Source organism: Desulfovibrio desulfuricans DSM 642 (assembly GCF_000420465.1).
Classification (GTDB): domain Bacteria; phylum Desulfobacterota; class Desulfovibrionia; order Desulfovibrionales; family Desulfovibrionaceae; genus Desulfovibrio; species Desulfovibrio desulfuricans.
On the sequence record NZ_ATUZ01000015.1, the window covers coordinates 247,317 to 270,498 of the forward strand.

The window sequence follows — 23,182 nt, forward strand, 5'->3', positions numbered from 1 at the left end:
GTATAGTACATTGACGAAACAATAGCTGCTGTGTATGTTCTCCCCATCAGGATGGGAGGGGGACCGACTGTTCTGTCAATGAGCCGATCAGGCGGGTACGCAGCGCGTCAGATTGAGTATATTGAAGACAATAAAGGGGTAGTTATGGACGATTATCTGAAAGAGGCGCTGGAAATTACCAGAGCACAAGCTGGCGTTCGCGTTATGAGCGAAGAAGAAATAGCCGCCTTTATACAGAAAGTGGCGCAGGGCATCAAAGCAGTTGCTGAAGGCGAAACGCCTGTGGAACTGGACAGCGGCGAAATGGCCGTTGAAGCACGCAAGTCGGTCAAAGAAAAGTCCGTCACCTGCCTTGAGTGTGGAAAGAGTTTCAAGATACTTACCAAGCGTCATCTGGCCAGCCACGGCATGACCTCGGCTGAATACCGCGAAAAGTGGGGCTTCAAGAAAGACGCACCTCTGGTGTGCAAAGCCCTGCAGCGCGAACGCCGCAAAAAGATGAAAGATATGAAGCTGTGGGAAAAACGCCGCAAGGTTCAAGTATCCCCGGCATCAAACCCGCAATAGCAGGCATTGTCATCGGTCTGAAAGTCCGCCCCTGAGGCGGGCTTTTTTTTTAGGCCAAAAAATGGCATTGTAGCTGCCTGTATGGCGGCATGGCTGCCATTCAGGGCGGTTACGGCCAGCAAATGATTTTTGCTCTGCATCATTGTTCTTTTTCAGGGTTATATCATGACTGAATCACAGGCGGCTGCAACGCCCGCCGAAGCCCTCGCGCTTTTGTCCCTGCCGCAGGAACACTTGTTTGCCAGGGCCACTGCGCTGCGCGAAACGGCCTTTGGGCGCGGTATTGTTTTGTGCGCCATCATCAATGCAAGAAGCGGCAACTGCTCCATGGACTGCCGTTTCTGCTCCCAGAGCAGGCACAATCACACCCCCATTGAGGTTTTTCCTCTCTTGCCGGACAATGAACTGCGCGAGCGCATTCTGCATCTTGCAGCTCTGCCTGTGGCGCGCATTGGCGTTGTTACCAGCGGTTCTGCACTGAGCGGCAGCGAATTGCAGCGCCTGCGCACTGTAATTTCCGGCCTGCCGGATACCGTGCGCCCGCGCGTCTGCGCTTCGCTGGGCAAACTAACGGCTGAAGATTTTGCCCTTTTGTCCGGGGCCGGGCTTACCCGGTTTCACCATAATATGGAAACTTCGCAGGGCTATTACTCCAGCGTGTGCACCACGCAAACCTGGGAGCAGCGGCGCGACACTGTGCTGCGATCCAGCGAGGCGGGCCTGAGCGTGTGTTCCGGCGGCCTGTTCGGCCTGGGTGAAAGCTGGGAAGACCGCGTGGATTTTGCCTTCAGCCTTAAAAAAATGGGCGTGGCCCATGTGCCCATGAATTTTCTGCATCCGCACCCGGAAACGCCGCTGGCAGGGCAGAAGCCCCTTACCGCTGATGAAGCGCTGACGCTCATTGCCGTGTTCCGGCACATTTTGCCCCAGGCCACCTTGCGCATCTGCGGGGGCAGGCCTCTTGTGCTGGGCAGCCGCCAGAATGAGATTTTCGCCGCCGGTGCCAATGCCCTCATGACGGGCGATTATCTTACAACCCACGGGCAGAGCATTGCGCATGATCTTGAAATGATCGCCGCGCAAGGGCTTGAGGTTCGCTGCGATGCAAACTGCTGAGGAAAAGATTGACCCACCGCTAAGGGGCCTTTTTGTAGCCGGCTCCGGCACAGATGTGGGCAAGACCGTGGTGACGGCGGCCCTGCTGCGGGCCTTGCTGCTGGCCGGGATCAACGCCCAGGCTGTAAAACCTGTGCAGACAGGTGTTGCGCCGGAGCAGGCCAATACGGCCCCTCTGGCCGATGCCCGCGTGTATGCCGCTGCCGTTGCGGGCATGCCGCAAAGCGCCGCCATGCTGCCTGCCACGGCCCTGCATTGCTTCAGCCTGCCCGCTTCGCCCCATCTGGCCGCGGCCCGCGAAGGCGCGCGCCTGACCTGCGCAGGGCTGCGCAACGACATTGTTTGCCACAGCCGTGCCAGCACCGCTGAAATGCTGCTGCTCGAGGGCGCTGGCGGCTTGCGGGTGCCGCTCAACGAGCGTGAAGACATGCTCGACCTCATGGCCACGGTGGATCTGCCCGTGCTGCTTGTGGGCGGCAATTATCTGGGTGGTCTGAACCATATTCTGCTTTCGCTGGATGCATTGCGTCATAACGGCCTGCAACTGGCCGGAGTGGTGCTTGTCCCATCTGCCGATCCGGCAGCGGGTTGCCCCGGCGTGGATGTGGACGCCATGCTGGCCGACAACGCCGCCATGCTGCGCGAGCGGCTGGCGCAACAGGGCCTGACTGCGCCCCTTGTGGAATTGCCGCGTGTAGCGCAGCTGGATGCAGAGGGCTGGCAGACTCTGGCTCAGGGGCTTGAGCCGCTGGTGCGGCATCTGCAAGCCTCACTGGATGCTGCTTGCGGCTGCGGCGCGGATGTTGTGCGCCGCGATCACCAGACCATCTGGCACCCCTATGCCTCGGCCATGCAGCCGCCCTTGCTCAGCACTGTGGCGCGCACCAGAGCCAACCGCATTGTGCTGGCAGACGGCAGGGAACTTGTGGACGGCATGTCTTCATGGTGGGCAGCCGTGCACGGCTACAACAATCCGCGCCTCATGGGGGCCCTGCACGCACAGGCCGGGCGCATGCCCCATGTAATGTTTGGCGGCCTGACGCACGAACCGGCGGTCAATCTGGCCGAAAAGCTGCTGCGCCTCATGCCTGCGGGGCTTGAGCGCGTGTTTTTTGCCGATTCCGGCTCGGTGGCGGTGGAGGTGGCGCTGAAAATGGCCCTGCAATACCAGCAGGGCAGGGGCCAGACCGGTCGCAGCAAGTTTCTTACGCCGCGCGGCGGTTATCATGGGGATACCTTTGGCGCCATGTCGGTGTGCGACCCGGTTACGGGCATGCACAGCCTGTTTACGGCCATGCTGCCCCAACAGATATTTATGGAGCGGCCCGGTTGTCGTTTTGACCAGCCCTTTGACTCCGCAAGCCTTGACGATGCCCGGCGTGTTTTTGCCGAGCGCGGGCACGAGATCGCGGCGGTGATTCTTGAACCAGTGGTGCAGGGCGCGGGCGGTATGTGGTTTTACCACCCGGACTACCTGCGCGGGCTTGCGCAACTGTGCCGCGAGGCTGGCGCGCTGCTGATATTTGATGAAATCGCCACGGGCTTTGGCCGCACTGGAAAGATGTTTGCTGCGGAATGGGCCGGTGTTTCGCCGGATATTCTGTGTTGCGGCAAGGCGCTCACGGGCGGGGTGCTCACCCTGGCTGCCACGGCCTGCACAGCCAGTGTGGCGCAGGGCATTTGCGCCGGGGGCAATGTGTTTATGCACGGCCCCACCTTTATGGCCAATGCGCTGGCCTGTGCCGTGGCCTGCGCCAGCCTTGACCTGCTGCAAGAGGGAGAATGGGCGCAGAAGGTGGCAAATCTTGAAAGCGGCCTGCGCTCAGGGCTTGCCCCCTGTGCGGAGCTGCAAGGCGTGGCTGACGTGCGCGTACTGGGCGGCATCGGCGTTGTGGAAACGTGCGAACCCGTCAATACATCCGCATTACAGGAATATTTTGTGCGGCACGGCATCTGGGTGCGGCCATTTAACCGGCTTGTTTACCTCATGCCTCCGTATGTTACCCCGGCTGAGGATGTGGCGCGGCTTTGCGCTGTGGTGGCAGGCGCCTTGGAATCAGGAGCGCATCTGCAAGGATAAAGGCTGTCGGCCTGGTTTCAGTGTCTGCTTACCGGCATGCGGCCTAAAGGCCAGCGCATGGTTATTTTTCTGTGGGCGGCGGAGGAACAGGCAGCCCCTTGAAGATGAGCCGAGTGGCGGCGGCGTCTGCCAGTTCGGAGACGTCCATGAGCTTTTCCAGCAGTTCAAGCAGGTAGAAGCGGTCGTTTTCGCAGCCGTCCTTGAAGTCGGCTTCAAGCTCGCCGCTGCGGATGTAGTTTTCCAGTTCTGTAAGGTCTTTTACCGTGAGCATGGAGAATCCTTTTGCAGTGCGGAGATGCAACGCTCCGTCAGGTCGTGGACCATCTGCTCGACCTGCCGGATTTCTTCGCGGGTGATGTTGTCGTAGTGGATGCCCGCGTTGACGCACACGGCACAGTTCAGGGCATGGGCCATGCGTTCGGCCATGCGTTGGGCGAGAGCGTCTTCCTTGTGTCCGGGCAGGCCCGCCAGATGGCTTTGGGCCTCTACCTGACCATGCGCAGGCGCGGCCAGAGCCACAGCGCCGATATGGGTTGCGCCGCCGCCGCAAAGCACCTGCAGGTCGCGCCCCTGACGAAAAACGCGCAGATGTATGCTCAGGTGGCCCTGTTGGGCGGTGAATCGCATGGCTGCTCCTGTGCTTTGGCGGCAGGTAGGGTGCCACGCCGTTGCGGGCCTTACGGCTTTTTGCCATGTGCCCGATGAAATTTCCAGCCTGCCTGTTGCGGTGGGCAAATCCGCCCATGAACATGGCGGAATTGTTGTGGTATATATATGATGCGGTCTACAGCCGCAAGGCCGCCGCGATGCCTGATGCCCCGGGCTTGACGCCCCAGCTGGCGGCCCTTACCATTTTGCCAATTCTTTGTTGTATGGAGACAGCATGACTCTTGATCCCACCAAGCACCCGGACTGGCAGATAGCCCTGGATGCCGAACAGAATATGAAAACTTTTGAGGCCCTGACCGCCGAGATGGGGCTTGAACCTTCAGAAGTCCTGCCCTATGGGCGATACATGGGCAAGATTGAGCAGCAGGAAGTGCTGCAAAGGCTTGAGAGCCGCCCCAACGGCAAATATGTTGACGTTACGGCCATCACGCCCACGCCCCTTGGCGAAGGCAAGTCCACCACCACAATCGGTCTGGTGCAGGGGCTTGCGCGGCGCGGCTTGCGGTCTTCTGCCGCCATTCGCCAGCCTTCTGGCGGTCCCACCATGGGCATGAAGGGTTCCGCCGCTGGCGGCGGTCTTTCGCAGTGCATCCCGCTCACGCCGTATTCCCTCAACTTTACGGGCGATATTCATGCAGTGGGCGCGGCCCACAACCTTGCCATGACGGCCCTCACATCCCGCATGCAGCATGAGCGCAACTATGACGACGCCACCCTTGAGCGGCTCTCGGGCATGCGCCGTCTGGATATTGACCCCACACGCGTCAGCACCGGTTGGGTGATGGATTTTTGCGCCCAGACTCTGCGTAACGTGATTATCGGTATGGAAGGCGACGGCAGGCGCAACGATGGCTTTATGATGCGCTCGCACTTTGACATCACCGTTGCTTCCGAGGTTATGTCCATCCTTTCCGTGGCGCGCGATCTGGCCGATCTGCGGCAGCGCATGGGCCGCATGGTGCTTGCCCTTGACCGTAATGGCAGGCCCGTGACCACCGCCGACCTTGAAGTGGACGGTGCCATGACCGCCTGGCTGGTGGAGGCCATCAAGCCCAACCTTATCCAGACCATCGAGGGCCAGCCCGTGCTGGTGCATACTGGTCCCTTCGGCAACATCGCTCTGGGACAGAGTTCGGTTATTGCCGACAGGGTGGGTCTGAAGCTTGGCGACATCCACGTGACCGAATCCGGCTTTGCCGCAGAAATGGGCTACGAAAAATTCTGGAACCTCAAGTGCCGTTACAGCGGCCTTGCGCCTGACGCGGCAGTGATCGTGGCGACAGTGCGGGCGCTCAAGCACCACGGCGGCGCGCCGCAGCCCCGCCCCGGTCAGCCCCTGCCCGAAGAATATCTGCGGGAAGATGTGGGTCTGGTGGAGGCCGGCTGCGTCAACCTGCTGCACCACATCGGCATTGTGCGCCGTTCCGGTGTGCCCTCTGTGGTGTGCATCAACAAGTTTTATACCGACAAACCCGCCGAAATTGACGCTATTCGCCGTATCTGCGAAAAGGCGGGGGCTAGCGTGGCTGTTTCTGAACACTGGGAAAAAGGCGGCGAAGGCGCGCTTGAACTGGCAGATGCCGTCATGGACGCCTGCAATTCGCCCAAGCGGAACTTCCGCCCGCTCTACGACTGGAAGCTGCCCATTGCCGAGCGCATTGTCTGCATCGCCCGCGAGGTTTACGGCGCTGATGGCGTGGATTTTGAACCTATGGCCGCCCAGCGCCTCAAGGCGCTTCAGGAACGCCCCGATGCGGACGAGCTTGGCGTGTGCATGGTCAAAACCCAGTATTCGCTTTCGGATGACGCCAAGCGCAAGGGCGTGCCTTCATCCTGGCGGCTGCATGTGCGCGATGTGCTGCTTTTTGGCGGCGCTGGCCTTGTGGCTCCGGTGGCGGGCGACATCAGCCTTATGCCCGGTACTGGCTCCCGGCCCTCCTTCCGCAACATAGATGTGGATGTGGCAACAGGGCGTGTAACCGGCGTGTTCTAGACGAGCAATACAATAAAAGCGTTATCCGGTCTGTTGGTTGGCCGGATAACGCTTTTATTGCCTTTCATAAGCAAAAAAATTTTTTTCTGAAATATTTTTCCAACCTGCTCTATTCATAGTTGATAGTATTACCAAATATCAGATATGCCGGTTTTTGCCGCTTGAAAAAAATTACAGATGACATAGGGTTAGCACTATAAAACACCGTATTGATCCATCAGGAGGATCGCATGGAAGTAGTGCTCAGAGGCGTGCGCGGCAGCATTGCCGTGCCAGCTCCGGCCATGTCGTTTTACGGTGGCAACACCTCTTGCGTTGAACTGCGTTCCGACAACGGGGCGCTCATCTTTTTCGATGCTGGCACCGGTCTGCGGCAGGCTGGCGAAAACCTGCCGGAAAGCGGCACCTGCCATCTTTTTATTTCGCACGGGCATACAGACCACATCCAGGGGCTGGGGTTCTTTCCGCCCCTGCATTCCCCCCGCTGGACAACCCACATCTATATTCCTGTCTGGCTTGAGGACGTGCTGGACAATCACTTTGCCCACGGCATGTTCCCCATACCATTCAGCGACTTTGCCGGAAACGTTGTGCGGCACAGCCTTGAACCCGGTGACCTGGTGCATCCCGCCGATGGCGTCGCGGTTGCGGCCATAGCGGCCAACCATCCCGGCGGCGCGCTTGCCTACAGGGTTTGCGCCGACAATGCCATTTTTGTGTACTCCGGCGATTATGAAATCACCCGCGCCCATGAAGTGCAGCAGGCGGCGCGCGAACTGCTTGAAGGCGCGGATCTGGCTGTTGTGGACAGCATGTACAGCAAGGCCAGTTATATTGAAGGCTGGGGGCATTCCCGCTGGGAAGACTGGCGTGATCTGGGCCATGCTGCCGGGTTGGGCTGTATTGTACTTTCACACCATGCGCCGGATATGAGGGACGCGCAGATAGACGCACTACAGCGCGAGGCCTTGCACAGTTGCCAGATGAGCGGGCAGCGCCTGTGCTTTGCGCGTGAGGGCATGCGGTTCAGCCTGCCCATGCCCAGGCAGCAGGCCTGTGGGGAATGCGGTCTGGTTCAGTTCAGCGACTGGCTCGACAGATTTCTGGACGACCTTTCGCAGTATCAGGACGAAAACACGCTGCTCGACCGCATACTCGCCAAATCCCGAGAGATCACGCGGGCTGATGCCGGAACCATTTTTCTTGTTGATGGGGAAGATCTGCTCTTTGCCTATACGCACAACGACAGTCTGTTTTCTGTAAACACTGCCTCAAAGTTCGCCTATTCCTCGGCGCGCCTGCCCATCAATCCCCATTCCATTGCGGGCTATGCGGCCTGCACGGGCGAAATGCTCAATATTGTGGATGTGCGCGCCTTGCCGAAGGATTTGTCGTTTTCGTTCCGCGATGATTTTGACAATGCCACGGGATACCACACGGAATCCATGCTCGTGGTGCCTTTTCACGACCACGCGGGGCACATCTCGGGTGTGATGCAGCTCATCAACAGCCTTGATCCGCGCACGGGCAAGCCCCGCAAGTTCACGCACGACATGGAGCGGCACATACGGGTGCTGGCCCGCGAAATCGCCAATATCCTTGAACGCAGCCATCTGGTGCGGGCAAGCATCAACAGGCTTGTGCGGCTGGCCTCCGTGCATGACCCGCTCGAAACTGGCCCCCATGCCGAGCGCGTGGGCGCCATTGCCGCAGAAATGTATCAGGTGCGGGCCAACCGCCTGTGCCTTGACCCGGACGTGACCCTGCACGTCAAAAGCCAGATACGCCTTGCCGCCATGCTGCACGACATAGGCAAGGTGGGCGTGAGCGATCTGCTGCTGAAAAAGCCGGGTAAGCTCTCTGATGAAGAAATGGCCGTCATGCGGTCGCATACGATTATTGGCTCGGGTATTCTGGAGGCAGAGGCTCAGAGCGGCGGATTCATGATCTTTGCCTGCGAGATAGCCCACCATCACCACCAGAAATGGAACGGCAAGGGCTATGCAGGCCCAAGCGACGCGGGCAGGCTGGAAGGGGAGGATATCCCCCTCGCGGCACGTATAACCGCCATTGCCGATGTGTTTGACGCGCTGGTTTCCCCGCGTTCGTACAAGGCAGCATGGCCGCACGAAAAGGCTCTTGCCCTCTTGCGCGAGGAGGCGGGCAGCCATTTTGACCCCCAGCTTGTGGAATGCCTTGAAGAAATCATGGACGTTGTCGCCAAAATCTATGAACGCTTTCCTGATGCGGAGCCGGAACAGGCAAAACGCGATACTGCTTCATGAACATTGCAGATGCCCTGAAACGGCTGCTACGGCAGCCGTGGCTTTTCACCGCCCTTGTGGGGCTGTGCGGGGGCCTTGCCATGCTGGCTCTGTATGTTGTGCAGCCTGTGGCACTGCAACGCCTTGATCTGAGAATTTACGATGCACTGCTGCCTCTGCGGCGGCAAAGCGAGCCTTCTCCGGTACCCCTTGTTGTCGATATAGACGAGGAATCCCTGGCCCGGTACGGGCAGTGGCCCTGGCCCCGGTATCTGGTTGCCGACCTTGTAGACAGGCTGGCGCAAAACGGCGCTGCATCCATCGGGCTGGATATCATGTTTGCAGAGCCGGACAGAACCTCGCCCGCGAGCATGCGCGAGGGGCTTTATCGAGACAGGGGCGTGACGCTAGAAATTGTGGGCCTGCCTTCATATCTTGGGGATTTTGATACCTTGCTTGCCGCCTCCGTGCGCGCCGCGCCCGTGGTGCTGGGCGCGTTTGCCCGCTATGCGGGCGAGCCGTATTCCGGCCCCATGCCACAGCCTCCGGCCATGATAGCGCGGGGCGGCAAGGACGCCCCCCCATTCGATGCCTATTTGCCGACAGCCCTTGGTGCAGTTTTGCCCCTGCCGCAGCTTTTTACCGAGGCCCCCGTGGGTTTTGTGAATGTGTCGCCCGATGCTGATGGCCTTGTGCGGCAGGTTCCGCTGCTCCTCAGGCTTGGCGATGCCGTTTACCCCTCGCTGGCCTTGCAGGCCCTCATGCGCGCGCTGGGAGCTGATGCCCTGCGGCTTTACACAGGGCCGGACGGGCTTTTCAGCGTGGCGGCGGGGGAGTTCAAAATTCCGGTTTCGCGCGAGGGCTATATGCTGGTTCCCTTTCAGGGGGGGCGGCATACCTATCGGTATATCAGCGCCGCCAAGGTGCTGGATGGCAGTGCAAAGCGGGCTGATATTGACGGTTGCATTGTTTTTGTGGGCACGTCCGCACCCGGTCTGGCCGACATCCGCGCAACGCCCTTTGACAGGGTGATGCCGGGGGTGGAGGTGCATGCGGCGGCCATAGACGCCATGATCGGCGGCAATTTTGTGCAGTCGCCATCCTGGGGGCCGGGTGCACAGGCGCTGATAATCGCCTTTGTGGCCTGCGCGGCAACGCTTGCCTTTGGCTTTGCCGGGCCGCGCGTATATGTGCCGTCCTCTCTGGCGCTGATGGGCGCTACGCTTGTGGCCTCACGCCAGCTGTTTATGGGCGGCCTCTTTCTCTCGCCCCTCTATGGTCTGCTCACCACCCTGCTGTGCGGCGGCTTGCTGCTGAGTGTGCGCTTCTGGCAGGAGGAAAAGCAGAAAATCGTTCTGCGCCGTGCGTTTTCGCGCTATGTATCGCCGGAAGTGGTCAAGCGGATCAGCAATCGGCAGGGCGATCTGCTGGCTGGCGAAAACCGTGAGCTTTCCATCCTGTTCACGGATATTCGGGGTTTTACAAGCCTTTCCGAAACGCTTTCACCGCAGGATGTGGTGCAACTGCTGAACCGTTATTTTACGCCCATGACGGCCATTGTGCGCAGTCGGCAGGGAACGCTGGACAAGTTCATCGGTGATGCGCTCATGGCCTTCTGGAACGCGCCCCTTGATGTGCCGGGCCATCCTGCGCTGGCGGTGGATGCCGCCCTGAGCATGCAGGAACAGCTTGAGGCGCTGAACGGCGAAATTGAGGCGAGCTTTGGCATACGCCTTGCGATGGGCGCGGGCATTCACACCGGTCAGGCCTATGTGGGCAACATGGGGTCGGACGATCTCATCAACTACACCCTCATAGGCGATAATGTGAATCTTGCCTCGCGCCTTGAGGGGCTGTGCAAACGCTATGGCGCGCCTGTGGTAGTGAGCGGGGACACCAGGGAAGGCTGCGGGGATGCCTTTGCCTTTGTTCATCTTGACGTGCTGCGCGTGAAGGGCAAGACGAGGCCTGTCAGCATCTACTGGCCCATGAGGCAGGGTATGGATGGAATTTTTCAGGCAGCCATGCCGCAGTGGAGCGCAGCGCGCGCACTGTATGAAAAGGGGGATTTTGCCAAGGCCGCGGCTGGCTTTGCCGTGCTGACCAAAAGTTATCCCTCGATACGTCTGTTTGGTCTGTATCATGAACGCACGCTTATGCTTGCGCAGAATCCGCCTGCCCGGTGGGACGGCATCTGGACAATGGAAGGTAAGTAGAAACATCCTGTTGATGTGGGGGGAACAATGATTCGTTCAATGCTGGGGCGCGGAGCTTTGGCCCTGTGCCTGACTTTGCTGGCCGGGGGCGTATGCACGGCCAAGGATGTGGGACAGGTTATTTCCTTCAAGGCAGGCGTTACTGCTCAAAGGGATGGACAGGCCGTGGCGCTGGACATGAAAAGCGCGGTTGGGAATCAGGATACGCTGACTACAGACTCCACAGGCCGCGCGCAGATTCTTTTTGACGACGACACTACCGTGGCGCTTGGTTCCAACACGTCCCTGAGCCTTGAAACTGTGGTTGCAGAAGGCGCTAACCCCGCTTTCAAGGCCAGAATGGGGCAGGGCGTGGCCCGCTTTATCACGGGCAAGATTGTGGAAAAAAATCCTGATGGATTTTCAGTGGTTACGCCAGATGCTACCGTAGGCATCCGCGGCACCATCTTTGCCGTTCAGGTGGGCAACGGCACCACAACCGTATTTGTAACCAACACCACCAAGCAGGTTTTTGTTAACGGCGTGCTGGTGCCGACAGGTTTCAAGATCACCCTGCCGCAGGGCGCGCCTACCCCCATGACGCCAGCAGACCATAACCTGGTGTCTGGCAGCGTGGCGGCCAACAGCCCCGCCTCTGGCGCGACAGCGCAGCTGGCACCACCGTCACCCATTGCGGGGAATCCTATTACGCCCACAACGCTGGCGCAGACGCCCATTGTATCGCAGGCGCTGGGCGAGGGCTTCCGGCAGACGGGCAACGCCAATGTGTCTGGTACGCTGACCAATGAAGTGTACTCAGGATCGTTCAGTTTTCTGGTCAATCTGACAAGCGGCGCCGTAAGCAACGGCGTCATGCAGTCTGGCAATTCGGACACGCCTATGGCAATGACGGGCGGCAGGGGAAGCATCAGCGGCTCAAGCCTGAATGTTAGCGGATTCACGGCGGATGATTATTCCGGATCCATGAACGGCGCCGCCGCCCGCAACGCATCTGGGCTGTCTGTTTCAGGCGGCTACAAGATCACTGATAACAGTGATGGCAGCTTGAGGGAATCTGGTTCATTTTCCGGCAAGCAACGATAGGTTGAGCCAGCAATGATACGTAATCCATTCCACCTGTTGCCCTGTTGCTGTAGGTTCGCGCTTGTGCCCCTGTGCATGCTTTTACTGGTCAGTACCGCCATCGCCGCAGATGATTCCCCCGCACTGCGCACGGCGGTGGGATCTGCCAAGGTTGATGCTGCTGCCCTCATGCAACAGGGCAAATATGCTTCCGCATACGACATGTACATGCGCCTGCTGCGTGAAGCGCCGGACGATGATGAAATCAACCTTAATCTGGCGCGCAGCTCCATGCGCTGCGGGCGGTACAATCAGGCTGTAATGGCCTATGAGCGCCTTACGGAAAAATATCCATCGGAGCCTGTACTCTACAGCGAACTGGCGCAGGCCTACATGGCGCTTGAAGACCGCGCCAGCGCGGAGCGAGCCATGGCAACCATGCGGTCGCTGAATCCCAATATCAGCAAGGCTGATAATGACCGACTGCTAGATTCGCTTGAAAAGCGTTACGATCATTGGCAGGTGCACGGCAAACTCCGCACTGGTCTGCTGTATGACTCCAACGCCACATTTGGCCCTTCAAGCACAACCATGGATTTGGGTACGTGGCGTGTCAGCCTGCCGGATTCGGAAGCCAAGGGCACCTTTGGCGCGTATCTTGGGGCAAACCTTGATGTGGGCTGGAAGGCCGAGCGGGATACGCCCTGGTGGATTGTGGGCGATGCGCAGGGCCTGGCGCGCGGCAATGGAGATTCATCGCTTGATGATGTGCACAGCCGCACTACAGAATGGGGCAGGGCGGCTGTGGGCCTTCGCCATCTCACGCCCACAACCATGTTTGATCTGCGCCTTAAGAGCGAAGTTTTTGATTATCAGTGGTACCAGAATGTCACGGCATCCGGCCCGGAAGCCACATGGCTTTGGGCGGTCTCGCCGTCATGGCATCTCATTACGCGTGGTACGCTGGATTCGCGGGCATACTCCAGGGACGGCGACCGCAACGGCGCGTACTGGACACTGGGCCAGTATGTGCGACGTTTTTTTGGCGAGAGCAACCATGAAATCATGGTCGGCTTGAGTTATGTGGGCGGCAACACGCCGGAAAAGGCCGATTACTGCTACACCGGATGGGAAGCCAGCGCCCGCCTGGTGCTCAAGCTGCCCAAGGACTTTGAACTCGCCCCCTTTGTTTCCTTTGAAAACGACTGGTACAACGGCCCGGCAACGGCACTTGAAACATCCAGCAGGCTTGACCAGAAATGGCGCACTGGCGCGGTCCTTACGTGGCACATTACCGATGCATGGTCTGTTGAAACTTCGTACCAGTATACCCACAACAATTCAGAAAGCCCGCTGTACAGATACGACCAGTCCCTTGTTTCGCTTGGTGTTGCCTGGTCGTTCTAGGAACCGTCACAGTGCTATTGCCCTTTGCCCCAGACAGGGACAAAGAATCTATCGTGTCATCAGTTCCAAGGTAAGCTTCATGCACGACAAAAAAGGGCTTGTGGGAAACCACAAGCCCTTTTGCATAAAATCTGCGAGGAACAGGGACAAAAAAAGAGCCGCAGTAACAGCGGCTCTTTAAGCTTGAAGCCCGAGGCTTGCTGCAGCGCCCTAGCGGGCGCAGAGACGCTCTGCCGGGATAATAACAAAGTTGTGGGCCTTGAGTACTTCAATGGCCTGATCGACCTTGTCAAAGCGAAAGATCATGACGGCGCTTTCAGCTTCGCGCTGCACAAAGGCGTACATGTATTCCACGTTGATGCCGTTCTTGGAGACCGTCTGAAGAACGGAATCAAGGCCGCCGGGGTTGTCCGGAACTTCCACGGCCACAACGCTTGTGCGGCCAAGGGTAAACCCCTTTTCCTTCAAAACAACCTTGGCTTTATCATGGTCGCATACAATCATGCGCAGAATGCCGAAATCAGAAGTATCGGCCAGCGAGAGCGCGCGAATGTTGATGCCAGCCTCTGCCAGAGTATGCGTAACCTCGGCCAGACGGCCGGCCCGGTTTTCCAGAAAAACTGAAAGCTGTTCCGTTTTCATGACAAATCCTTATAGTTCAACGGGCGGTTCTATGCCTTGTGATTGGGATCGTCAGTAGACGTGGGCTGCTTTTTATCCTTGGGGGTTATGTCAATTTCATCCGGCTCGGTCGAAGAGCGGCGAAAGTTGCGGATTGCCCGACCCAGCCCACCACCGATTTCCGGCAGTTTGTTCGACCCGAAAACAAGCAGAACCACAACAAGTAAGAGCAATAATTCAGGCATGCTTACGCCGAACATGCGGGGAGCCTCCGTTGAGAGTTGGGCAATAATGCAAATTACACCCTAAAAGATAAGCCTTGCTAAACCCAAGGTCAAGGTGAAACCTGGAGCTGACCGGGTTGACGGCTCCATCCACGCGCCGCAGAGCGGCAAGTTGCATTGCTCTGCGGCCGGGGGCTTACTTGCCCATGGCGTTCATGAAATCCTTGTTGGATTTTGTCGCGCGCATTTTGTCCAGCAAAAATTCCATACTGTCGATGGAAGACATAGGGGCAAGAATCTTGCGCAGAATCCACACGCGGTTGAGCACATCGTCGGCCAGCAGCAGGTCTTCCTTGCGGGTGCCCGTGCGGTTGATGTCGATGGCGGGGAAAACGCGTTTTTCCGAAAGGTGGCGGTCGAGGTAGATTTCCATGTTGCCGGTACCTTTGAATTCTTCAAAGATAACTTCATCCATGCGGGAACCAGTGTCGATAAGCGCCGTAGCGATGATGGTGAGGCTGCCGCCTTCTTCAATATTGCGGGCCGCGCCAAAAAAGCGCTTGGGCCGTTGCAGGGCGTTGGCGTCAAGACCACCGGAGAGCACCCGGCCTGAAGAAGGGGTCACAGCGTTATACGCGCGCCCCAGGCGGGTGATGGAGTCGAGCAGGATGACAACATCGCGCTTGCGTTCCACAAGGCGCTTGGCTTTTTCAAGCACCATCTCGCATACCTGCACGTGGCGCTGCGGCGGTTCGTCAAAGGTGGAGCTGATAACCTCGGCCTTTTTGACTGTGCGCTCCATGTCGGTAACTTCTTCCGGGCGCTCGTCAATCAAAAGCACAATGAGGTAAACATCGGGGTTATTGGCATTGATGGCATTGGCCAGCGACTGCAGCAGGATTGTTTTACCCGTGCGCGGCGGGGCCACGATAAGGCCACGCTGTCCGCAGCCAATGGGCGCCATGATGTCGATAACGCGGTTGGAAAGATTCTTCTCGCCATTTTCCATGACGAGCTGGAGGTCAGGATAGATGGGCGTGAGGTTGTCAAAAAGAACAAGGTTCTTGGCGTGTTCCGGCGGTTCAAAGCCGATCTCGGTGACCTTGAGCAGGGCAAAGTAGCGTTCGCCCTCCTTGGGGGGGCGGATCTGGCCGGAAACTATATCACCCTTGCGCAAAGAAAACCGCCTGATCTGCGAGGGCGACACGTAGATGTCGTCCGGGCCGGGCATGTAGCTGCACAACGGCGACCGCAAAAAGCCAAAGCCATCGGGCAGAATTTCAAGAACGCCATCACCGTAAATGGCGCCGTTTTGTGAAGCACAGGTGGAAAGCAGAGCGAAAATGATCTCCTGCTTACGCATGGAACTGGCATTTTCAATTTCATACTGCTCAGCCAGCTCCATGAGTTCCTGCATGCTACGCGTCTTCAGCTCCGTGAGGCTCAAGGCGCTGTCGGTCAACAGTGTGGAAGTAGCTTTCTTTTTGCGCATAACAGTCCGATATTTTGATAAGACACAGGGTAACGCTTACAATATTTGCATATTGTAGCGTGGTAGGCGGATGATATTGGGAACAAAAAAGATGTGTGAAAATGCGATTAGCCCATCTTTTCTGTAATGGCAAGCAAAAAATACGTCGCTGTTCACAAAAATTTCGGTCAAGGGGTAAGCGGACTAGCTGGCAGTTTCTTCGGGTGCTGGCGGGGGCGCATAGATTTCAAGCAGTTCGTCGCGCACCTTGCCTTCTGCAATTTCCAGAACTTCTGACAATTCGCCGGTCACAAGGCCCATGGCCTGCTCCTGAAGCCGCCGTTCGCCAAAAGAAAGTTCCTTGCTGCGGCCAATAAGCAGCAGCTCGCGCAGCACTTCGGCCACAATTGCAAGGCTGGGGCTTTTGAGCCGCTCGGAATATTCGCGGAAGCGGCGGTTCCAGTTCTGGCCCGTGTACACAACCTTGCCCGAATCATTGCGGAGCGATTCAAGAATCGTGGCGGCCTCATCCTTGGGCGTGAGGGTGCGCAGGCCCACATGCGCGGCATTGTTTACCGGAACCATCAGCGTGACGTTGTTTGCCCGAATGCGCACAATATAGAGCTCACAGACAAGCCCCCCAACGGTTTTGCTGTCTATGCGTTCTATTTGGCCCACACCTTGGGCAGGATATACAACGAGATCGTCCGGAGTGAACATGATGCCACCAAAACGCCCCAAAAGGCGCAAATAAACGAGACCTGGAGCGATAGCTGGAAGTCGCGAATTAAATGAAGTATTGAAGAGTCGGAAACCGACTCTTCAAATATCCTAGTCCAAGAATGAGCAGGAGTCCAGTTGAAAAAGTATTTTGCTCATATTTGGGGCAATGGGCATTTGACCGGGCCAGCATGGCAGTGCGCAGGCACTGTTGCAGAGGGTTTACAGCATTGGCTCGATGCAAATTGATTGCAAAACCGACGGTTACAGAAAGCCATTATCAAAAGGCAGCACTGCACGGTACTGCTCAGGATGCCTTTCGCGCAGCGCGAACAGCGCTGTCGAGTCCTTTATCGGCAAAGGCAAACAATGTATCGGCGGCAAGTTCCATCGAATTTTCAATGTTTTTTGCATCTTCGCCTTCAGGTCGGCCCAGCACCCAGTTTGTCACGTCACCCTTGTGAGGGGGCCGACCAATCCCCATGCGCAAGCGGTAAAAATCTGGCGTTCCCAAAAGTTCTGTGATGGATTTCAGCCCATTATGCCCGGCATTACCCCCGCCAAGTTTGAAGCGAAGCTCCCCGGCGGGGATGTCCAGTTCGTCATGTACAACAACAAGATCGTGCGGCTTGAGTTTGTGCCAGGCGAGCAGCGGCTGCACGCACTGGCCGCTCAGGTTCATGAATGTCTGCGGTTTGGCCGCAAGCCACAAGCCCCCAAGCTTTGGCAGGCGCAAGCGCCATAATTCGCATGAAAATTTGCCGCCATTCTGCTGACTCGCTTCGCCGTCTCTGGCGGCGAGCTCAACCAGATAGGTCACAAAATCAAAACCGCAGTTATGACGTGTATGGTCGTATTTGGCGCCGGGATTGCCCAAGCCTACGATAACGCCTTTATAGTCCATTGTATGCCCCTCCGGGGGCGATTTTAGAGCAATTTCATTTTGAAATTGCTCTGGTGACTGCGAGAGCAGGCACTCGCCGTGAAGGTATAAGCGCAATTTACTTGCGCGTTAAATGCCGGAACCGGCGTATCTTAAACTTTGAAAATGTATATTTTTAAAGTTTATCTGCTCTAGTCTGCTCAAGGTGCAGGGGCAGGCCCAGGCCCGCGCAGGCAGCTGCTGCGGTGCGGGCCATAAAGCGGCACAGCGGGGGATTCATGGCGGCCAGATGCCCGCCGCCGGGCAGCCATACCAGCTTTTTGGACGGTGCCTTGAGGCAGTCAAAGGTGGTCTGGATGATGGCTGGCGTAAACAGGGCATCGTTCTGCGCGCTGAAAAAATACAGGGGGCAACGCAGTTCCTCTGGCAGACGCGTGTTGAACAGGCTGGCCAGAAAACTCAGAGGATACGTCAGCCGCGTCCTGCGGCGGTTGCTCACAGTTCGCCGCGCGCCGGAAATAATCCGCCAGGGATTAAGGTAGGCGTGCAAGGGCATGGGCAGCCACGGCAGCCAGCGCGCAAGCGTGCAGAAAACACGCTCAATATCTGCTCTGCGGTCAGCCAGACCGGCAAAACGCGTCAGATATACAGCCTCGCGCATCTGGGGCAGCACCCCGGTAATGGGAAATGCCGCCGTAAGGCCGGGGGATGCCGCAGCATGCGCCAATGCGAGTATGCCGCCCTGGCTGTGCCCGCATACCGCAATATGGGCATGGCCCGCATCACGCAGCCATGCCTCGGCGTCCTGGCAGTTTTGCCGCAGGTCGTCAAAGCAGAAGCCCGCGCTGTGGCGGTTCAGACCGTGCCCGGTAAAATGCACTGCGGCAACGGCAAAGCCCGCTTGCTGCAAGGCGGCGATCATGGGCCGGTACTGAAGGGGCGACAGCATGGTGCCAGGATAAAACAGCATGACCCCGGCCCCATGATTGGGCCAGAGTTCGAGCTGCAGTTCCCGGTTATGGGCAGACAGCTTGTGCGTGACAAAGGCTGGTTTGTTCATGGCGCCATGCGTACATAAAATGAGGCCGGTCCCGCAAGGAACCGGCCAATACAGTCGCACAAAGGCCCGATGATCGGGCTTTGCGTCAAACAGTCTTATTCGGCGGCTTCAGCGGTTTCCTTGGCCTTGGAAAGAACGCTGACGATGGCGAAGTTCTGGTCGTAAATGGCCTTGACGTTTTCGGGCAGGGGCAGGTCGCCCACGCAGATGGTGGTGTTGATGTCCATGGGGGCCACATCAACAACGATCTTTTTGGGCATGTCCAGGGGCTTGCTGCACAGGCGCACGACTTCGCGGTAGGTTTCAAGCTGGCCGCCAAGCTTCACGCCGCGCGACACACCCACAAATTCCACGGGCACGTCAACGGTCACGGGCTTGTCCAGATCCACGCCGTAGTAGTCGATGTGGCAGAATTCCTTCTTGTAGGGATGGTACTGCACGTCCCAGATGATCACGGGATGCACGGACTTCTGACCGTTGTCGTCAATCTCGAGGTTGAACACCGAGGTACGACCGGCTTCGGCAAAAATCTTTTCCAGCGGCAGGGCAGGAGCCTGCACAGAGATGTTGTCACCCTTGGCGGTGTAGAACACGCCGGGGATCAGATCCTGGGTACGCAGACGGCCACTGGCGCCTTTACCGCTACCTTCGCGCTTCTGCACGCTCAAAGTCTTTTCAATATTCATGTCCTGCTCCTTGGCTTACCGCAGCCGAAACGTGCGGAAAAAGTTCTGTTATTATGGAACCGGCCCTTGCGGGCAGGCTTGGGTCTATACGCAAACCGCATAAAGCGGGTTACACAAACAACACGCTCACGGATGAACCGGTATGGATGTTGTGGATAGTCTTGCCCAGAAGGGCAGCCACAGAAACAACCTCCAGCTTTGGGCAACGCTCAAGCTTGTCGCCCATGGGGATGGTGTCTGTGACAAATAACTTTGAAAGCGCCTCGGTGCTGTTGATGCGCTCAATGGCCGGGCCAGACAAAACACCGTGGGTGGCGCAGGCCACAATCTTGGTAGCGCCGTTTTTGAGCAGCACGTCAGCACCAGCGCACAGCGTGCCAGCGGTGTCGATCATGTCGTCCACCACAATGGCAATACGGCCTTTCACCTCGCCGATAACATGCATGGCCTGTGCCTGATTGGGCTTGTCGCGGCGTTTGTCCACAATGGCCAGCGGCGCGTTGAGCCTTTTGGCATAGGCGCGGGCGCGCTCAACACCGCCAGCATCGGGCGACACGATCACGATGTTGTCATCGTGCAGCCGCCGCAGCGCTTCAAGCATGACAGGCACGGCAAACAGGTTGTCCACCGGGCAGTCAAAGTAACCCTGAATCTGTCCCGCGTGAAGGTCAATGGTGACCACGCGTTCCGCACCGGCAACGCTGATAAAATCGGCCACCATTTTGGCGCTGATGGGCGCACGGGGGCTGACCTTGCGATCCTGGCGCGCATAGCCGTAGTAAGGGATAACGGCGGTAATTCTGCCTGCGCTGGCCCTTTTGAGGGCATCAAGCATAAGGCAGAGCTGCACCAGATTGCGGTTGACGGTCGGGGGGCAGGTGGGCTGCACCACAAAAACGTCATCACCGCGAACATTGTCGCCTATTTCGATCCGCAACTCGCCGTCGCTGAACGTGGTAGCCAGCGTGGGCGTGAGTTGACACCCCAGATGGTTGCAGATGGCCTTGGCCAAATCCGGATTGGAGGACCCGGTGACGATCTTAAGATCGCTGTACATGAACCGCCCTGCCTTGCGCGCCAAAGAGCACTTACGGTTATACATTCTTGCTGCCGTCGCCGGAAGAAAGGCGGCGCTTTATTGCCAGGCCGCCGACAAATCGACGGAAGGCGCGGTCAGACGCCCCAGACGCGATACAGCAGCGTGTGGCTGGGATGGAAGGGTTCGAACCTTCGAATGACGGAGCCAAAACCCGTTGCCTTACCACTTGGCTACATCCCAGTGTTTCACAGCACGTGCGCGTATACGCGCCTGTTCTCTCCTTGCAGCATGGCGGCAGCCGCCTGAGATTCCACATGGAACTCATGTGGGAAAAGCGCCACAATGCTTGAGCCGCTGCCACTCATGGCTACGGCTCCAGCCCCAAGGCGCAGCAAGTTCGCCTTGATTTCTGCAAGCTGTGGATGGCGAGAAAATACAACGTCCTCAAGGTCGTTGTGAATGCTCAACTCTGTCCGCACCCCGGAGAGAAAAGTTCCATTAGCCTTGCTTTCCGTCTTTGTCAAGCAATTTTGCCCAGAAACCGTGTTTGAGGCCTTGAGCGCGGCGTCATAATCGGCGTATGCCTGGGGGGTGGAAGCATGAATTTGGGAGCATACCAGAACAAGGTGTATGCCTGCAAGCGCATCACCCCCGCATGGCTCGATGATCTCGCCAACGCCCCGCACCCGGCAGGGTTTGTTAATAAGGAAAAACGGCGTGTCCGCGCCAACAGTGAGGGCAACCTCTGCCAGCGCCTGATCGTCAAGCGGGCTGGATACCCTGTTGTTGAGCCAGCGCAGCAGGGCCGCCGCATCGCTGCTGCCGCCGCCAAGACCTGCGCCAGCGGGAATGCCCTTGTTCAGGCGCACTTCAAGCCCGGGCAGGTTGGGCACACGTTTGGCGAGGGCGGCGTAGGCCTTGGTGAGGGTGTTGTTCTCAAGGTCAATGCCGGGGGCATCACATTGCACAACCAGACCGGCAGCGCCGGTTTCACGTATGTGCAGGCGATCGCAGGGGCGGGGCAGAGGCCAGAAAAGGGAGTCCAGCTCATGATACCCGTTTTCCCGCACGCCCGTGATGCGCAAACCAAGATTAACCTTGCACCCGGCAATAACTACGCTCATGGATTTTTCCGCTCCTGTGGCGATTGAGGGCTACAGCGTTTCAACCGTGAGGTTGCCGTTGGTGTACACGCAGATTTCCGAGGCGATGCGCATGGCCTCGCGGGCAATGGCCTCCGCATCCATGTCGCTGTGCCGGGCAAGCGCCCGCGCTGCGGCAAGGGCATAGGGGCCGCCGCTGCCAATGGCTGCAACCTCGTCGTCCGGTTCAATGACATCGCCCGTGCCCGACAGCACGAGGATGTGTTCGCTGTCTGCCAGCAGGAGCATGGCTTCGAGCTTGCGCAGGTATTTGTCCTTGCGCCACTCCTTGGTCATTTCAACGGCGGCGCGAACCATGTTGCCGCGCAATTCCTTGAGCTTGGCTTCAAAAAGTTCAAACAGGGTAAAGGCATCGGCTGTGGCCCCGGCAAAACCCGCCAGGATCTTGCCGTCATACAGCCGCCGCACCTTCTGCGCGCCGTGCTTCATGATCATATTCTGGCCGAGGGTCACCTGACCATCGCCAGCAATGGCCACGCGGCCATTCTTTCTCACTGCCAGTATTGTTGTGGCATGCGTATCCATCATCAGTTCTTTTCCCATATTTCCTTGCGCTCTTTGTAGGCGGCCTCAAGCTTTTGAAAATCGCGCGGATTTGCAGATTTGCCCGATAAGGCTTTGGCCTGGTTAAAGTAGCGCTCGGCCTGTTTTTTGTTGTTGGAATACAGGGCGCTGTACGCCATGTGGATATAGGCCCCGGCAGTGTCGCCCGTTTTACCGAGCGAGCGGGCATAGGCCTCGTGAACTTCGGCGTCTTCCGGCACGTAGCGCAGCACATCTTTATAATACTGCGCGGCCTGCGCCTGCCTGCCCGTTTCGTCAAGCATGCGGGCATAGAAAAAAGAGGCCATGTAGTCGCGCGGGTCAAGGCGCATGGCCTGACGCAGCAAGCCATCAGCACGGCTCATGTCGCCCTTGCGATAGTGGAATGCGCCAGCCTCGCGCAGCACCAGAGGGTCGTTGGGCGAGGCGGCGAGGGCTTCGTCAAAGGCCTTGCTGGCCTCGGCAACCCGATTGGTGCGGGCCAGCACAATGCCGCGCCCCATGCATGAAAGGCCGTCCTTGCCCGAAAAACGCTGCTGCGCAGCCTGCGCATCGCCATAGCGCGCCCAGAGGAGCGTTTTGACGCGGATAAATTTGGTATTGTCCTGCGTACGGCCCTGCACAGACTTGCCCATGCCCTCGATGCGGGCCTGAAGCCCGTTGATGCGGTCGCCGATGGCAGGGTGGGTAGAAAGGTAGGTAGGCACACTGGTGCCGCTCATCCAGCTTTTCTGGCGCAGCACCTTGAAGCCGCCCACCATGCCCTGCGGGGGATAGCCCGCGGCCACAAGGTATTGCAGGCCAATCTGGTCGGCTTCGGTTTCGTCCATGCGGCTGTAGTTGAGCATGGCCGACTGCCCGGCCCCCAGCGCGCCCACAGCAATCGCGCCGCCGCTGGAACCGCCCACCGCCACGCCCGCAATGGCCAGCAGCAGGGAGCCAAGAGTCACAAACTGCGCGCGCTCAAGGCGCGAAGCCACGTGGTGCTGGGTTACGTGCGCCAGTTCGTGGGCAAGCACGCCCGCAAGCTCTTCTTCCTTGTCCATGTTCATGATAAGGCCGGTGAACACGTATACGTAGCCGCCGGGAATGGCAAAGGCGTTGAGCGAATTGTGCAGGATAACGGCGGCTTTGAAATTGAAGGGCTGCGGCGGAATCTTTTTGACCAGACGATCCACGATCTGGTTGACGTACTGGCTTACCTCAGGGTCTTCCACAATGGGCATGTTTGCGCGGATCATCACGTCAAACTTGTGGCCCATCTCCTTTTCGTCCTTGATGGTGACGCCGCCGAAAAAGAAGGCCTGGGCCGGTACGGCCACAAGCTGGGCTGACAGAAATGCCAGCAGAACAAACAGCGCCATAAAACGGCGCAGGGCAACACGATGCAACATGGCG

At 58.3% G+C, this 23,182-nt stretch carries 22 protein-coding genes and 1 tRNA gene; 9 read left to right on the forward strand and 14 right to left on the reverse strand.

From position 1 onward, the window contains the following. Positions 1–144 precede the first annotated feature (144 nt). From G449_RS0110895 to bioA, 3 genes are all read left to right on the forward strand, one after another. On the forward strand, positions 145–567 hold the full coding sequence (locus tag G449_RS0110895) for a Ros/MucR family transcriptional regulator (RefSeq protein ID WP_022659347.1): 423 nt from the start codon (positions 145–147) through the stop codon (positions 565–567). A gap of 165 nt (positions 568–732) precedes the next feature. After that, complete coding sequence (gene bioB / locus G449_RS0110900; RefSeq protein WP_027180926.1) at positions 733–1,683, forward strand: biotin synthase BioB; 951 nt, start codon at positions 733–735, stop codon at positions 1,681–1,683. Continuing rightward, positions 1,670–3,763: an adenosylmethionine--8-amino-7-oxononanoate transaminase gene (gene bioA, locus G449_RS0110905; protein WP_022659349.1), complete on the forward strand. Its 2,094-nt coding sequence runs from the start codon at positions 1,670–1,672 to the stop codon at positions 3,761–3,763. Before bioB ends, bioA begins: the two co-directional genes overlap by 14 nt. A gap of 61 nt (positions 3,764–3,824) precedes the next feature. Here the strand turns inward: bioA and G449_RS0110910 are convergent, their stop codons facing one another. After that, positions 3,825–4,034 carry a hypothetical protein gene (locus tag G449_RS0110910; RefSeq protein ID WP_022659350.1) on the reverse strand — a complete coding sequence of 70 codons (210 nt, stop codon included), beginning with the start codon at positions 4,032–4,034 and terminating at the stop codon, positions 3,825–3,827. After that, positions 4,022–4,390 (reverse strand): prenylated flavin chaperone LpdD, encoded by a 369-nt coding sequence (gene lpdD / locus G449_RS0110915; protein ID WP_022659351.1) that lies wholly within the window; start codon positions 4,388–4,390, stop codon positions 4,022–4,024. Before lpdD ends, G449_RS0110910 begins: the two co-directional genes overlap by 13 nt. On the opposite strand from lpdD, the gene G449_RS18465 reads away from it, so the two are divergent. The 6 genes from G449_RS18465 (at position 4,389) to G449_RS0110945 (ending at position 13,374) form a co-directional block, all read left to right on the forward strand. Next, a complete protein-coding gene (locus G449_RS18465; RefSeq protein ID WP_022659352.1) occupies positions 4,389–4,541 on the forward strand; it encodes a hypothetical protein in 153 nt (50 codons plus the stop codon). The genes lpdD and G449_RS18465 overlap by 2 nt on opposite strands. A gap of 105 nt (positions 4,542–4,646) precedes the next feature. Next, positions 4,647–6,425 (forward strand): formate--tetrahydrofolate ligase, encoded by a 1,779-nt coding sequence (locus tag G449_RS0110925; RefSeq protein WP_022659353.1) that lies wholly within the window; start codon positions 4,647–4,649, stop codon positions 6,423–6,425. Positions 6,426–6,655: 230 nt separating this feature from the next. Beyond that, on the forward strand, positions 6,656–8,710 hold the full coding sequence (locus tag G449_RS0110930; protein ID WP_022659354.1) for an HD domain-containing phosphohydrolase: 2,055 nt from the start codon (positions 6,656–6,658) through the stop codon (positions 8,708–8,710). Further along, positions 8,707–10,905, forward strand: a complete 2,199-nt coding sequence (locus G449_RS0110935; protein ID WP_022659355.1) for a CHASE2 domain-containing protein — start codon at positions 8,707–8,709, stop codon at positions 10,903–10,905. Before G449_RS0110930 ends, G449_RS0110935 begins: the two co-directional genes overlap by 4 nt. A gap of 27 nt (positions 10,906–10,932) precedes the next feature. Next, on the forward strand, positions 10,933–11,988 hold the full coding sequence (locus G449_RS17845) for a FecR family protein (RefSeq protein ID WP_051135434.1): 1,056 nt from the start codon (positions 10,933–10,935) through the stop codon (positions 11,986–11,988). A 75-nt stretch (positions 11,989–12,063) separates the two neighbouring features. Continuing rightward, positions 12,064–13,374 carry a tetratricopeptide repeat protein gene (locus G449_RS0110945; RefSeq protein ID WP_027180927.1) on the forward strand — a complete coding sequence of 437 codons (1,311 nt, stop codon included), beginning with the start codon at positions 12,064–12,066 and terminating at the stop codon, positions 13,372–13,374. A 210-nt stretch (positions 13,375–13,584) separates the two neighbouring features. Here G449_RS0110945 and G449_RS0110950 read toward each other — a convergent pair whose 3' ends face one another. The 12 genes from G449_RS0110950 to G449_RS0111005 all read right to left on the reverse strand — a co-directional run bounded on the left by G449_RS0110950 (position 13,585) and on the right by G449_RS0111005 (position 23,178). Beyond that, a complete protein-coding gene (locus G449_RS0110950; RefSeq protein ID WP_022659358.1) occupies positions 13,585–14,016 on the reverse strand; it encodes an ACT domain-containing protein in 432 nt (143 codons plus the stop codon). Positions 14,017–14,045: 29 nt separating this feature from the next. Further along, positions 14,046–14,255, reverse strand: a complete 210-nt coding sequence (locus G449_RS0110955; RefSeq protein ID WP_022659359.1) for a twin-arginine translocase TatA/TatE family subunit — start codon at positions 14,253–14,255, stop codon at positions 14,046–14,048. A 160-nt stretch (positions 14,256–14,415) separates the two neighbouring features. After that, entirely contained in the window at positions 14,416–15,711 is a 1,296-nt protein-coding gene (gene rho / locus G449_RS0110960; RefSeq protein WP_022659360.1) for a transcription termination factor Rho, read from the reverse strand. A 183-nt stretch (positions 15,712–15,894) separates the two neighbouring features. Beyond that, positions 15,895–16,410 (reverse strand): CarD family transcriptional regulator, encoded by a 516-nt coding sequence (locus G449_RS0110965; RefSeq protein ID WP_027180929.1) that lies wholly within the window; start codon positions 16,408–16,410, stop codon positions 15,895–15,897. 307 nt (positions 16,411–16,717) lie between these two features. Then, on the reverse strand, positions 16,718–17,314 hold the full coding sequence (pth, locus tag G449_RS0110970) for an aminoacyl-tRNA hydrolase (RefSeq protein ID WP_022659362.1): 597 nt from the start codon (positions 17,312–17,314) through the stop codon (positions 16,718–16,720). 154 nt (positions 17,315–17,468) lie between these two features. Further along, positions 17,469–18,353 carry an alpha/beta hydrolase gene (locus tag G449_RS0110975; protein WP_022659363.1) on the reverse strand — a complete coding sequence of 295 codons (885 nt, stop codon included), beginning with the start codon at positions 18,351–18,353 and terminating at the stop codon, positions 17,469–17,471. Between the two features lie 95 nt (positions 18,354–18,448). After that, positions 18,449–19,039 carry a 50S ribosomal protein L25/general stress protein Ctc gene (locus G449_RS0110980; RefSeq protein WP_022659364.1) on the reverse strand — a complete coding sequence of 197 codons (591 nt, stop codon included), beginning with the start codon at positions 19,037–19,039 and terminating at the stop codon, positions 18,449–18,451. A 109-nt stretch (positions 19,040–19,148) separates the two neighbouring features. Continuing rightward, on the reverse strand, positions 19,149–20,096 hold the full coding sequence (locus G449_RS0110985) for a ribose-phosphate diphosphokinase (protein ID WP_022659365.1): 948 nt from the start codon (positions 20,094–20,096) through the stop codon (positions 19,149–19,151). Between the two features lie 147 nt (positions 20,097–20,243). Further along, a tRNA-Gln gene (locus G449_RS0110990) sits at positions 20,244–20,318 on the reverse strand. 5 nt (positions 20,319–20,323) lie between these two features. Beyond that, positions 20,324–21,202: a 4-(cytidine 5'-diphospho)-2-C-methyl-D-erythritol kinase gene (gene ispE, locus G449_RS0110995; protein ID WP_022659366.1), complete on the reverse strand. Its 879-nt coding sequence runs from the start codon at positions 21,200–21,202 to the stop codon at positions 20,324–20,326. Positions 21,203–21,232: 30 nt separating this feature from the next. Then, positions 21,233–21,766, reverse strand: coding sequence for an ATP-dependent protease subunit HslV (gene hslV / locus G449_RS0111000; RefSeq protein ID WP_027180930.1), 534 nt, complete (start codon positions 21,764–21,766; stop codon positions 21,233–21,235). Between the two features lie 2 nt (positions 21,767–21,768). After that, positions 21,769–23,178, reverse strand: a complete 1,410-nt coding sequence (locus G449_RS0111005; protein WP_022659368.1) for a beta-barrel assembly-enhancing protease — start codon at positions 23,176–23,178, stop codon at positions 21,769–21,771. Positions 23,179–23,182 lie beyond the last annotated feature (4 nt).